10 protein-coding genes are annotated in these 13161 nt (G+C 72.4%); 2 read left to right on the top strand and 8 right to left on the bottom strand.

Annotated elements, in window-relative coordinates; genetic code table 11:
• Positions 1-39: 39 nt before the first annotated feature.
• Together Pla133_RS09160 and Pla133_RS09155 are read right to left on the bottom strand one after the other, a co-directional pair.
• Positions 40-1038 carry an alpha/beta fold hydrolase gene (locus Pla133_RS09160; RefSeq protein ID WP_419192281.1) on the bottom strand — a complete coding sequence of 333 codons (999 nt, stop codon included), beginning with the start codon at positions 1036-1038 and terminating at the stop codon, positions 40-42.
• A gap of 19 nt (positions 1039-1057) precedes the next feature.
• Positions 1058-1684 (bottom strand): hypothetical protein, encoded by a 627-nt coding sequence (locus tag Pla133_RS09155; RefSeq protein ID WP_145064612.1) that lies wholly within the window; start codon positions 1682-1684, stop codon positions 1058-1060.
• A gap of 178 nt (positions 1685-1862) precedes the next feature.
• Here Pla133_RS09155 and Pla133_RS09150 point away from each other — a divergent pair, with 178 nt between their 5' ends.
• Both Pla133_RS09150 and Pla133_RS09145 read left to right on the top strand, forming a co-directional pair.
• Positions 1863-3698, top strand: a complete 1836-nt coding sequence (locus tag Pla133_RS09150) for a vWA domain-containing protein (RefSeq protein ID WP_145064611.1) — start codon at positions 1863-1865, stop codon at positions 3696-3698.
• Entirely contained in the window at positions 3695-6466 is a 2772-nt protein-coding gene (locus Pla133_RS09145; protein WP_145064610.1) for a vWA domain-containing protein, read from the top strand. Before Pla133_RS09150 ends, Pla133_RS09145 begins: the two co-directional genes overlap by 4 nt.
• Positions 6467-6510: 44 nt before the next feature.
• Here the strand turns inward: Pla133_RS09145 and Pla133_RS09140 are convergent, their stop codons facing one another.
• Genes Pla133_RS09140 through Pla133_RS09115 form a run of 6 tightly spaced genes read right to left on the bottom strand, consistent with a single transcriptional unit; the run spans position 6511 to position 13123 of the window.
• Complete coding sequence (locus tag Pla133_RS09140; RefSeq protein ID WP_145064609.1) at positions 6511-7383, bottom strand: DUF58 domain-containing protein; 873 nt, start codon at positions 7381-7383, stop codon at positions 6511-6513.
• 1 nt (position 7384) lies between these two features.
• On the bottom strand, positions 7385-8860 hold the full coding sequence (locus Pla133_RS09135; protein WP_145064608.1) for an ABC-2 transporter permease: 1476 nt from the start codon (positions 8858-8860) through the stop codon (positions 7385-7387).
• Complete coding sequence (locus Pla133_RS09130; protein WP_145064607.1) at positions 8857-9792, bottom strand: ABC transporter ATP-binding protein; 936 nt, start codon at positions 9790-9792, stop codon at positions 8857-8859. The genes Pla133_RS09135 and Pla133_RS09130 overlap by 4 nt, the downstream gene beginning before the upstream one ends.
• Positions 9789-11660 (bottom strand): hypothetical protein, encoded by a 1872-nt coding sequence (locus tag Pla133_RS09125; RefSeq protein WP_145064606.1) that lies wholly within the window; start codon positions 11658-11660, stop codon positions 9789-9791. Before Pla133_RS09125 ends, Pla133_RS09130 begins: the two co-directional genes overlap by 4 nt.
• Before the next feature lie 57 nt (positions 11661-11717).
• Positions 11718-12746 carry an AAA family ATPase gene (locus tag Pla133_RS09120; RefSeq protein ID WP_419192280.1) on the bottom strand — a complete coding sequence of 343 codons (1029 nt, stop codon included), beginning with the start codon at positions 12744-12746 and terminating at the stop codon, positions 11718-11720.
• Positions 12743-13123: a hypothetical protein gene (locus Pla133_RS09115; protein ID WP_145064605.1), complete on the bottom strand. Its 381-nt coding sequence runs from the start codon at positions 13121-13123 to the stop codon at positions 12743-12745. Before Pla133_RS09115 ends, Pla133_RS09120 begins: the two co-directional genes overlap by 4 nt.
• Positions 13124-13161: the final 38 nt, after the last annotated feature.

The following is a 13161-nucleotide window of genomic DNA, read 5'->3' as shown; positions in this document are numbered from 1 at the left end:
GACCCGCGTCGTGCACTCCCGGCGGCCGCGCCCGCGGGGTCACCTCGCCGCGCGAGCGGCCACGCTTCGAATCGCGTCCACCACCTCGGCCGTGCGGGTGTAGAGCAAGAGGTGCCCCGCGCCCTCGATCGGGCGCAAGTCCGCGTCGGGCAGGATCTGCGCGACGGGTTCGGAGTGGTAGTCGAACCAGACCGTGCGGTCCTCGAGGCCGTGGAGCAGGACCACGGGGACGTCGATGTCTGCGTAGGGTGCGGCCGACTCCGCCAGCTCGTCGTTGAGGTGGGCGATGTCGCGGGAGTTGGCCACCAGCGACCCGGGGCGCACGGCGAGGGCGGTAGGCGAGCGGTCGAAGCTCTCGGCCACGGGCTCCGGGGCGAAGACGGCGTCGAGCTCGGCGGGGGCGATGGCTTCAGCCAAGAGGCTCGCGCCCAACCAAGCCAGGGCCGGGCCGGCCACCGGAGCACCCAGGACCAGATCCGTGGCGTCGGAGCCGCCGCCCCAGGGCAACAGCGGCGCGGCGATCAGCACCAGCGCGCCCACCCGCGACGGATCGCGCGCGACTAGGTCTGCCGCCACCGCGCCGCCGTAGGAGAAGCCCACCAGGATCGGTCGCTCGAGACCCAGGGCCTCGAGGGCTGCGGCGATGGTCTCGCCTTGCCCGCGTGGATCGTCGTGCCGCGCGCCGCCGCGCTGGCTGTAGCCGTGGCCCGGGCGGTCGATCGAGATCAGGCGGAAGTCGGCGGCGAGGGACGGGGCGAGGGTTTCGATCGCGTCCTCCGCTCCACCGTAGGCGCCGTGCAGGAAGACTATGGCGGGGCCTTCACCGATCTCGATGGTGCGCAGGCTCACCCCGTCGACCTCGAGGGCGTGGGCCTCGAAGCCGTCGCCCGGATCGAAGGGGAACTGGCCCTCCGCGACCCGCGTGCAAATGAACGTGGCCGTGATCGTCGCTGCAACCAGGATGGCAGCGGCGGTCACGGCCACGCGCCGGGCGCGCTTGACCCGCACGGAGCGCGTGTTCGCAGTGGACGCGCTCACGATCGACGGATCCTCGAGATCAGTGACTGGACGGTCCGTGACCGGACGCGGGGGCGGAACCGTGTCCGGCGTCGCCATGTCCGGCATCGCCGTGCTCGCCACCGTGCCCACCACCGTGCCCGCCGTAGAGCTCCTCGTGGAACTCCTCCCAACCGGGCATGCGGTAGGCCTTGCCGACGGTCTGGAACGCACCGGCGGGAACGGCCGAGTGGGGCCCGTGGCCTTCCCAGGTCTCGTCCACGGCGAAACCGCGCGACTTCAGACCGGCCAGCAGCTCGCTCAACAGCTCCTCGCCGCCGTGGCTGTGGTCGCCGTGATCGTCCTGACCCATGGTGAACGCCGAAACGACGCTGTCGTAGGGGCGCGCCGAGTCCACGGCGACCTTGGCCCAGCTGCCTTGCCAGGACACGCGCACGGAGGTCGCGGAGCCCTCCGGGTAGGGCGTGGCCTTGCCGGCGTCGAGCTCCTCGAGCACCTCGCTGACCGCGGTCCAGACGTCGGCCGCGGGGGCCTCGATCTTGGCCAGGGAACCGTTCCACTCGCCGCCGCCGATCGGGCGCGAGCCGAAGACGGGGTCGCAGGAGGTCAGGGGGAGCGCCAGAGCGAGCAGGAGGCCGGTGCGGCCGAGGTCGAATCGGGGGGTCATCGCGGGAGTTCCGGTCGGGGTGGCTGGAGTGCGCGCAGTCTAACCACCCCATCGGCCGACGCCGAGGCTCGGGCGAGGCCTCTCCCGCCGGAAGCCGGGTCCGGGAGCGCGACGCGGGCCCCCTTTCCGACGCCGCGGCCATGGAGGGCCCCCGCGCCCGTATAGGCTCCCTCCAGCCGTGTTCGTCAACCCCCTCGGACTCCTCGCGCTCCTGGCCCTGCCGGCCGTGTTCGCGCTGCACTACTTCCGCCGGCGCTACCGCCGTCGCGTGACCAGTGCCCTGTTCCTGTGGGGCGGCGGCGAGCGCACGCCCGCCAGCGGACGCACTCGCGAGCGCCTGATCCGCTCGCCCTCGCTCTTGGCCGAGCTCTTGGCCGCCCTGGCCCTGGCCCTGGCCCTGGCGGGTCCGCGCTGCAGCGGTCCGCGCGAGGTCCCCCACCTCGTCGCGGTGATCGACGGGTCGGCGTCGATGGCGGCCGAGCTGCCCGGTGGCTCACCCGCCGAGCGAGCCACGACAGCCCTGCGCGCGCGCCTGGACGAGCTGCCCGGCGACGCGCGGGTGACCCTGATCGAGAGCGGACCGGAAGCGGCCGTGCGCGTGGGCCCCGGCGGCCTGGCGCGCGAGCTGGGCGACTTCCTGGGCGGCTGGCAACCGGCCGCAGCGCGTCACGACCTCGGCGACGCCCTGACCCTCGCCCTGCGCCTGGCCAGCTCCCGGACCCCGGGCGCCGACGTGGCCGTCGAGCTCTACACCGACCGCTTCGAGCCCGAACGCCAGCCGGACCTGGTCGGGGTCCAAGCCTTCGGGCGGCCGGCGCCCAACGTCGCGATCGTCGGCGCCCACCGCAGCCGCGAGGCCGGCGCGGAGTCGATCTCGATCGTGGTCGCGAACCTGGGCGACGCCGTCGCCACGCGTACCCTGCGAGCGTTCACCGCGCCGATCCCGGCCGACTCGCCGCTGCTCGAGCGCGAGGTCGAGCTGGTAGCGGGGGGACGCTCGCACCTGCAGCTCGCCCTCCCCGAGGGCACCGGCGCGGTGCGCTTGGCGCTGGATGGCGACCTACTCGCCGTCGACGACCAGGCCTTCCTGGCGCCGGCCCCGCCCCGCACCGTGTCGATCGCGAGCGAGCTCGACGCGGCCACCGAGCGACTCTTGGGCCTGAGCTCCGCCGGCGGCTCGCCCCTCGACCACCTGTTCGAGCTCGTGCCCGACGTGCGCCTGGCCGGTGCCGATGAGGTCGCCCAACTGGCGCTGGTCGAAGCGGACAGCAACCGGGGGAGCAACTTCCGCCTCGTGCTGCACGCACCGGCCGCGGGCGAGGCCACGCGCTCCTGGGTCGGTCCGTTCCTGGTCGAGCGTGCCACGCCGCCCCTCGACGGCCTGACCCTGGAGGGCGTGGTCTGGACCGGCCACGAGCAGTCCCCACTGCCCGGCGCGCCGGTGGTCGCGGCGGGCTCCCAAGCCCTGGTCACGCGCGTCGAGCGCTCGGGCGGCGTCGACCTGCACCTGGATCTCGACCCCACCCGCTCGACCCTGCAACGGTCGCCCGACTGGCCGATCCTGCTGGCCAACCTGATCGAGCAGGCGCGCCGCGCCCTGCCCGGACCACGGGCCACGAACCTGCGCGCCGGCGAGGCCCTGGTCTGGTTGGTCGAGGAGCCCGGCACCTACACCCTGCGCGGCCCCCTCGACCAAGCCGACTCCGGCCCCGTCGCCGCGGAGCAGACCACCGACAAGGGCCGCGAGCTGCGTTTCGCCACCCTCGAGCGTCCCGGCATCTACGCCCTCGAACGCGACGGCGAGCGGGTCGCGCTCCTGGGCCAGTCCTTCGCCGACGAGAGCGTCTCCGAGCTGCGCGAGCGCTCCAGCGGCGAGCGCCAAAGCGCGGCCCAGGTGGCCAGCGTCGCGATCAGCTCGGATCGGGTCTCGGCCTGGCTCGCGGCCCTGGCCCTCTTGGCCGTGGCCTTCGACATCTGGACCCTGCGCGGCCGTCGCGGCGGAGGCGTGGCTTGATCGGTCTCGAGCACCCCGAGCTCTTGCTGCTCGCCGCGCCGGCCCTGTGGGTCGCGTGGACCTGGCGCAGCGCTTCGCGCCCGGGCACGGCCATCCGCTTCCTGGCGATCGCGCTCATGGCCGTCGCCATCGCCGGTCCCTACCTGCGCGAGGGCGCCCTGGGTCGCGATCTGATCGTGGTGCTCGATCGCTCGCGCTCGATGCCCGCGGACGGCGAGCGCTTGGGACTCGAGGTCGCGCGCTTGGCCGAGGCCTCGTCGCGAACGGGCGACCGACTCGGACTGGTGACCTTCGGCGAAGGGGTGATCGTCGATCGCCCCGCCCGCGAGGGTCAGGTGGGCGAGCTGGGCCCGGCGCCCGACGCCGACGGATCGGACCTGGCCGGCGCGGTCGAGACCGCCCTGTCCCTGATCCCCATCGGCCGCCCCGGCGCGTTGGTCGTGATCTCCGACGGCGAAGCCCGCGGCGGCGACCTCGAGGGCTCCGCGCGCCACGCCTTCGCCCGCGGCATCCCCGTCCACGTCCGCACGACCGCCCGCAACGACGGCGCCGACGTGTCGGTCGAGCGCGTCGAGTTGCCCGACGAGGTCGCGGTCGGCGAGACCTTCCAGTTCGTGGCCTGGGTGCGCTCCGACGAGCGCACCGAGGCGCGCGTGACCCTCGAGCGCGACGGCGCCGAGCTGCGCAGCGAGGCGCGCGTCCTCGAGCCCGGCATGAACCGGGTGGTCTTCCGCGACCGCCTGGCCAGCGCGGGCATCGCCGGCTACGCCGTGCGCGTCGACTCCGCAGGCGATCGCGCGCCGGAGAACGACCGCGCCCTGGCCGGCGTGCGCGTGCGCGGCGAGCGCGGGGTCCTGTTGCTCAACGACGGCGGCGCGACCTCGCCCCTCTCCGCGGCCCTCGTCGGCGCCGGCCTGCCGACGGTGGTGCTGGCGCCCGAAGAGGTCCGCATCACGCCCCAGTCCCTGGCCGGGTTCCGCGCCGTGGTGCTCGAGAACGTCGACGCAGGACGCATCGGCTACGACGGTCTCGACGCCCTGACCGACTTCGTGCAGAACCGCGGCGGCGGCCTCTTGGTGACCGGTGGCCTGGCCAGCTTCGGTCGCGGCGGCTACCACAACTCGCCCCTCGATCCGGTCCTGCCGGTGTCGCTGGAGATGCGCCGCGAGCACCGCAAGGTCGGTGTGGCCCTGGGCATCGCCCTGGACCGCTCCGGCTCGATGATGGCGCCCGTCACCGGCGGGCGCACCAAGATGGACCTGGCCAACGAGGGCTCCGCGACGGCGGTGGAGATGCTCTCGCCCCTCGACGCCGTGGTCGTCTTCGCGGTCGACACCGCTGCCCACGAGGTGGTGGCGCTGACCCAGGTCGATCAGCCTGGCGCGATTGCGGACAAGATCCTGAAGATCGAATCCAGCGGCGGCGGGATCTACGTCAAGGCCGCGATCGAGGCGGCGGCCGCCACGCTCCTCGAGGCGCCGCAGATCAACCGCCACCTGATCCTGTTCGCCGACGCCGCCGACTCCGAGGATCAAGACGGCTGCGTCGAGCTGCTGCTCGACCTGCGCCGCGCGGGCATGACCTGCTCGGTCATCGCCCTGGGCCGGGACACCGACAGCGACGCGAAGTTCCTGCAGGCGGTTGCGACGGCCGGCGGCGGCGAGGCCTACTTCACAGAGAAGGCCGAGGACCTGCCGCGCCTGTTCAGCCAGGACACCCTGACCGCCGCGCGCTCGGGCTTCGTCGACGAGCCGACCCAGGTGCGCAGCCTGCCCGGGCTGCTCGGCATCGGCGACCTGCCCACCGACGCCCTGCCGATCCTCGCGGGCTACAACCTGACCTACTTGCAGGCCGAGGCCACCGCGGGCGCGGTCACGACCGACGACTACAAGGCGCCCGTGATCGCCTACGCCTGGTACGGGCTCGGTCGCAGCCTGGCCTACACCGGGCAGGTGGGCGGCGAGTCCGGGGGCGCGATCGTGGCCTGGCCCGGCTTCCAGGCGTTGTTCTCGTCGATCGTGCGTTGGCTCGTCGGCATGGGCGAACCCGAGGGCGTCTTCGCCGACGTGGAGCGCCGCGGCAACGAGGCGCTGGTCACCGTCGAGCTCGATCCCGAGGCCGAGCTGGACACCGAGCTCGCGCGCTTGGAGGCCAACCTGCGCCTGCCCAGCGGCGAGAACCGCGTCGTCGCGCTGGAGCGCACCGGCCCGCGCTCCTTCGAGGCGCGGGTCCCGATCGACGAAGCCGGCGTGGTGGTGGGCACCGTGAGCCTGGGCGACGACCGGTCCCTGCAGTTGCCCGTGATCGGCCTGCCCTACTCCCCGGAGTTCGAGCGCGGACCCGATCCCGACGTGGGTCGGCGGCGCCTGGCGCGGCTGGCGGACCTCTCCGGGGGCCGCGTCGAACCGGCGGCCGGTGAGCTGTTCGAGGGTCCCCGCTCGGGCACCGGCCGACGCCCCCTGCGTCGTCCGCTGCTGCTCGCGGCGATCCTGGTGTTGTTGATCGAGATCGGGTTCCGACGGCTCGACCTCTGGGGCCTGGTGAGGCTGCCGCGACGCGGCGCGCGCGCCCGGGTGCAGCCGATCCGCGGAACGCCGAATCAGCGGGCGACGGCGCCGGGTCCTGACGCGGAGGCCGGGCAGACGCCGAGCGAGACGTCGGTCGAGACCTCGACCGCTCCCGACTCCCGTCCGAGCCCCGAGCAACCGAGCCTCGGGTCCGCCCTGCGCAAGGCGCGCGGCGCATCGGCGCGGCGACTCGATCGCTGACGTTCGCGCACGACCGCGGCAGGTTGCGCGCGAGGAGACGCCGGTCAGCGCGGTTCCAGCCAGCCCTCGACCGCCAGGCGCTCGCGGCACAGGCTCGTCAGGGGCGGGCCACAGGTCAGGCTCAGGAAGCGCCCGCCGATGCGTTGCGACGACTCGCGCCAGGACTGCTGCAGGCGCTCGAGCCGGCGCCGGTAGGCCTCGATCGCGCCGCGATCGACGATCACGTCGAGGCTGCTGCCGCCCTCCGCGTCGACCAGGCGCGAGGGACCGGACGCCTCGGGCTCCACCTCCGAGGGGCTCAGCACCTGCAGGATCGAGAGGCGCTCGGTGCGACCGGCGAGGGAGCGCGTGGCTCCGCTGGCGTCGACCTCGCTCAAGAGGTCGCTGACGAGCACCCGTTGGGCCGTCGGGCGAGCGTGGGCGGCGGCGTCGGACAGCAGCTCGCTGACCGGGCGCTCGCTCTCGAAGGCCACGCCGTGGTCCAGGGCCTCGGGCTCCGAAAGGGTCAACTGATCGCCGAGCAGCACCAGTTGCGCCGGGGCCCCGGCCGAGCGGGCCAGGCCGCAGAACAACGCGGCCAGGTCCACCGCCAACTGGGCCTTGTCCGCGTCGACGCCCATGGACGCCGACACATCGAGCAGCAGCTCCAACTTCGGCGCGACCTCCTCGCGGTACTGGCGAACCATCAACTGGTCGGTCCGCGCGAAGGCGCCCCAGTCCAAGCGGCGCACGTCGTCGCCGGGCGCGTAGCTGCGCCGGTCCTGCATCTCGAGCGAGGCCCCGACTCCCGATGCCAACTCCGAGCCGGGAAGGCGACCGACCGGCTTCTGGGGCGGCACCAGCCGCCAAGCGTCGAGCAAGGCGCGCGCGGCGAGGCCCGGCCGCAGCCGCTGTCCCGGTTCGAGGGCCGCCGCCACGTCAGCCCTGCCGCCGCAGCCGCCTGCGGTGCCGGATTGCTGCGAATATCCCGGGCAAGTTGATGAGGAGCGCCAGGCCGAGCCCCATGTAGAGGAAGACCGTCAGGGGCCCAGCGAGATCGAACAGATCGAGGTCCTGTCCCCCGTACTCGCTGAGCACCCAGAAGGGATTGAAGACATGGTGTCCACTCGCGATCGAATCGCTACCCAGCGTCGACCCGATCACCGAGGGAATGATCATCGAAGCGATGACCATCAGGACGAAGCCCACGCGCAGCTTGCCGGTCCGGCGGCTGCCACCCACCAGGCGCACGAACAAGCTGCCCAGGGACAGGTAGGTCAGTAAGTAGACAGCGATCAGGAAGGTCGGTGAGAGGTCCCCGAGGTCTCCGGACAGGACTCCGAAGATCGAGGCGACCAAGAGCAGCATCGGCACCAGCACCCAGGCCAGGAGCAGCCCCCGCGCCCCACCGGGCATCAAGAGATCCGCGGACAGGCCACCGCGGCCCGAGCGCAACTCGTACTCGACACGTCGCGGAAGGCGCTTGGACTCGGTGGCGAAGGTGAACAGGGCCGGCGATACGCCCACCAGCACCATCGGAACCGCGATCTCCAGCACGTCGGACCGGGTCGGGCCAACAAGGTGCACCAGCCCGCAGATCGCCACGCCCAAGACCATCGCCAGCACAGTCCAGATCCGCAGCGCTGACGACTTGTTCTCTTCCGGGTGAGAGATCTGGGCCTGGGCCACCAACACCGCGTAGCCGGCGAAGAAGATCGCCGCGCTCCCGAGGGTCGCCAGGGCCGCGAGGACGTCGTAGTCGAAGAGCTCCCCTGGATCGACGATGACGATCGCCCCGAACTGGATCAGGGACACGGCCAGGGCCAGGGTCAAGGCCACCAGAAGACCGAGAGCCAGGATCCGCACCGGCCGCCGTCTTGCGACGCTGGCGATGCCCAGCGCCAGGCTCGTGGCGGCGGAGCTTCCGAGCGCCAGCATCAGGATCAGGCTGCCGGCCGCGAGGACGTCGAGTCCCGGCAGGGACAGGGCGACGGCGAGCATCGGCAGGAAGGCCACGCCCAGCAGTCCGCCCTGGACGAGCGCCGAAAGGAGCTTGCCGCGGATGATCTGGCCCGGGCCGAGGTCGGAGGCCACGAGCAGCTCGAAGCTGTCGTCGTCCCATTCACCCGCCAGGGACTGGAAGGCGCCGATGGGCGTCAAGGCCATCAGCGCGATACACATGCAGACGTAGACGGTGCTGAAGAAGCCGACGCCGAACTGCTCCACCTGGTTCGTACTCGAGACGAAGGTCAGGGCCACGATGCAGGCCAGGGCCGAGAGCATCAGCACGCCCCACAGGGACTTGAAGAAGGCGTCCCCGCGCAGGGCCTGGCGCACCTCCTTGACCACGATCGGGTTGACCCGATCGCTGAGCAACTCGATCCGCGAAACGGACATCTGGGCTTCGTCGCTCATTGCACCTGCCCTTCGGTCAGCTCCAGGAAGACGTCCTCGAGGTCCGCCGACTCCTGCCGCACCTCGACCGGACGCAGGCCACCCGTGACCAGGCGGGTGACGATGCCTGCCAGGATCTCGTCGCCGCCGCCGTAGTCGAAGCTGACTCCGCCCTGCTCGCGCACCAGTTGTTGAATGCCGGGAAGTTCGGCCATCGCGCGCTCGACCTGCTCGGGCGACTCCATGCAGCGCAGGAAGGCACGACCCGCGCCGGACAGCCGCGCGCGGATGTCCTTCAAGTTCCCGTGGGCCTTGATGCGGCCGAGCTCGATCACGGCCACGCTGGTGCAGATCTCCGACAGCTCCGTGAGGATGTGCGAGGAGATCAGCACCGCCTTGCCGAGCTCGGCCAGGGCCACCACCAGCTCGCGCAGCTCGACCCGGGCGCGCGGGTCGAGACCCGAAGCGGGCTCGTCGAGGATCAGGAGCTTGGGATCGTGCAGCAGGGTCTTGGCCAGGCACAGGCGCTGGCGCATGCCCTTCGAGAGTCCGCTGACCGCCTTGCCTAGCAGGGGCGAGAGGCCCGTGAACTCGGTCACGTCCCCCACCGCCGACAGGCGCTTCGCACCGCGCAGGCCCTGGGCCCGGGCGAAGAAGTCGATGTACTCCTCGACCGTGGTCGAAGGGTAAGCGCCGAAGTGGTCGGGCATGAACCCAGTCCGGTGGCGCGCGTAGCGCGGCTCCTCCAGCACCGAATGGCCGCCGATTCGCACGTCGCCCTCGTCGGGCAGCTCGAGCGTGGCGCAGATCCGCATGGTGGTGGTCTTGCCGGCGCCGTTGGGCCCGATGAAGCCGCAGATCTCGCCGGCGCCGACCTCGAAGCTGATCTGGTCCACCGCGGTCAGACCGTCGAAGGTCTTGGTCAGCCGCTCGACCTCGAGAATCGCCGTCATCGGACCGCCCCCCCCGCCGTCGACCAATCGACGACTCCGATCAAGCCGTGCTCTTGGGCGAGCGAGCGGCCGCCCAGGCCCAGGTCGTCGATCAACGCGCCGCCCTCGACCAGGGCCACGTAGGTACCCGGCAACAACGTGTCCGTGAGCGGCACGCCATCGCCCACGCCGAGGGAGGCCAGGACGTCCCGCGCGCGCTCTTCCCCCGACGGCGTCAAGAGCCCCTCGCCGCCACCGTCCAAGCGGTCGATGGTGAACAGCGAGCCCTGGGCGTCACGGAAGACGAGGTCGCGCAGACCCGTCTCCAGGCCGTTGGTCACGCGCCAGCCGTCGCCCTCGGGGCGCAGGTCAAGGCGCAGTCGGCTCGTGCGCTGCTCCACCGTGCGCAGGCGGCGCACGGAGCGGGTACCGATCACGTCGCCGCTGAACTCGGTGTTGGTCCCGAAGTCCACGCGGAAGCGCGCTCGGCGCTCGAGGTCGGAGCGCTGAACCTCCGGCAGCACCACGGTGCCCGCGTGGGGCCTCGCGGTGCGCTCGCTGAAGAGCCCCGCGAAGACTTCACGGGCGCTGGCCGCGGCCAGCTCGTGGGTGCGCTGATCGAGCACGACCAGGGAGCTCGTCGCCGTCCGCAAGCCGAATCCGTCGCGCATGGTCCCGTAGGCCAAGAGCAGCACGGCAGCCGAGACCGAGAGCAGCGGAATCGTCGCGAGCAGCAGCACGGGCCGACGCCGCTTGCGCGCGTAGGCGAAGTTGAGCGGTCCGACGATGATCGTGAACAGGGTCACGATCGTCAGCAGCGCCAGCACGGGCGGCCTGGTGACGATGCCCGTGCTCGGTCGGAACGACGTGTGGCGGATCGGCGCCGAGGGCACCCAGCGGGCGGCGCGCTCGACGACCCAATAGATCGCGTCCGCCTGGTCCTGGCTCACGAGGGGCGATCCGGGCGCGAGGATCAGGTAGCCCAGGCCGCGCCGCAGCACGCGCGCCTCGCCGAAGCGCGCCAGCTCGAACCGATTCTCGAGAATCTCGTCGGCGAGGACCGTGCGTGCCGCTCGCTCCGGGTCGGCGCCGGCGAAGACCACCGTGCCGCCTGCGTGCATCCAGCGCAGGGCCGCGCCCAGGTCGGCGCTCGCCGGGGGCGCGTCGCCGTCGATCACGAGCGCGGCGAGGCTGGTGTAGCTCTCGATTCTGCGGGGCAGCAACGCACCGGAGATCCGCGCCACCGAGAAGGTGCCCGTGAGGGCGCCCGGACGTCCGGGTGCGCGCGTGGCGGGGTGCACGAGCTCGGGCAGGGGCAGACCGATCTGCCAGGCCAGCGCTGCCGCCGACGCCGGAGCCAGTCCGCGGAAGGGCGCGCGGTCGGGGATCACGACGCCGGTGAGGGCCTGTGCGCGATCGGCCGGCCAGCCGGCGCCCTCGGCGCGCTCGCTGACGACCAGGATCCCGCGCAGATCGTCGCGCGGGTTGCGCGCGTAGGCGTGTAGGTAGACGTCCTGGCCATCGACCGAAGCCATGACATTGAGGCCGTGGTCGTCGACGATCCCGGACAGCATGGGCAGCTCTAGGGTCGTCGAGCCGCCGGGGGGCAGCATCCCGCTGACGCTGGTGGTGCCCGAGTGGACGTCGTTGCCGGCCCACGAGCGGGCGACGACGATGACCTCCTCCGCGCGGCTCGAGCGGAACTCCACCCGGGCCGGCACGTAGCCGCTGGAGAGCCCCTCGGGCCATTCAACCGAGACACGCGCCTCCAACCGTGGGGCAAAGTTCTGCCAACCCTGGGCCAGGGCGGGCTGGAGCGCGATCCCGAGCGCTAAGGCGACCAGCGCGATCGCCGAACGGAGTTGGCGGAGGAGTCTGAGAGGGGGCAAGGCTGGGTGCGGGGCGTGGGGTATGCGACTCGGCGGTGAGAAGCGCAGCGACGAATCTCAGCGGGCGAGCTCGGCGGGCAGATCCTCGCGCAGCTCGGGGGTCGCGTCCAGCAGCGCCTCGACGACCGCCGCGCTGGTCACTCCGTCGAGTCGCGCGCGGTAGTCGAGCACCATGCGGTGACCGAGGCAGGCCGCCGCCAGGGCGCGCACGTCGTCGAAGCCGGCGTTGGGCTTGCCCGCCAGCAGGGCGTGGGCCCGCGCGGCCTCGGCCATCGCGATCGCCGCGCGGGGCGAGGCCCCGAAGCGCACGTAGTTGCGCACGACCTCGGGCGCGCGGGACACGTCGGGGTGGCTGTTCTCCACCAGGCGCGAGATCCAGGCCGCCACCGGACGCGGCAGGAAGATGCGATCGACGGCGGCGAAGACCTCGTCGAGCTCGGCGGCGTCCACCACCGCCTCGAGGGCCGGCGGCGCCCCGCCGCGGCGCTCGGTAAGGATCGCCTCCAGGGTCGCGGCGCCGACGCGGCGCACATCGAGCTTGAACAGGAAGCGGTCGAGCTGGGCCTCGGGCAGGGGGTAGGTGCCCTCCAGCTCGATCGGGTTCTGGGTCGCGAGCACGGCGAAGGGACGCGGCAGCGGCCGCGTCTCACCGAGCACCGTGACATTGCGCTCCTGCATCGCCTCCAGCAGGGCGGACTGGGTCTTGGGACTCGCGCGGTTGATCTCGTCCGCCAGCAGCAAGTGGGTGAACACCGGACCGGGGTGGAAGACCAGCTCGCGCCGACCGTTGTCGCGCTCCTCGAGGATCGCCCCACCGGTGATGTCGCCGGGCAACAGGTCGGGGGTGAACTGCACGCGGCGCCAGTCCAGGCCGATCGAGGCCGCGAGCGCCTTGACCAGCTCGGTCTTGCCCAGCCCTGGCAGTCCCTCGAGCAAGAGGTGACCACGGGCGAAGAAGGCCGTGACGACCAGCCGCGTCAAAGTCGGTTGCCCGAGGATGGTGCGGTCGAGCGCCGCGAGGATGGCGTTCGCCCGCTCGCTGGCGCGCGCGAGCTGGGACGGGTCGATCTCGGCCGATTCGGTCAACGCTGGTTCTCGTCGGTCTGGAAGAAGCGGCGTACGGCGTCGCGGTGGCGCGGGGCCAGGCGACGGCGCCAGGAGGACTGCCCCCCCTCGGTGCCGAACTCGGTCAGGGCCGCGCCCTGGCGCACCACGTCCACCTGGGGATCGCCGGTGCTGATGCCGATGGTCTGGGAGTGTTCGAGGTCCGGGTACTGACCACTGGGCAGGGCCGTGGCCTCGAACTGTTCGGAGAAACGCGCGGTCTCGCCGGTGAAGTCCAGGGAGGCCTCCCCGGGCCCGCGTGAGACCCCACCGCCGCCGGCGGCCTTCAGCTTCTCGGCCAGGGCGCGGGCGAACTCCGACCCCGGCCCCTCGTTCTGGGCGAGTCCCTGCAGACCCATGATGGCAGCGCCGCCGGCGCCGCCCAGACTGCCGCCGA

The organism is Engelhardtia mirabilis, from assembly GCF_007748095.1.
Lineage (GTDB): Bacteria > Planctomycetota > UBA1135 > UBA1135.
The sequence above is the reverse complement of the archived record's forward strand: the minus strand, read 5'-3'. Positions and strand labels throughout refer to the sequence as shown.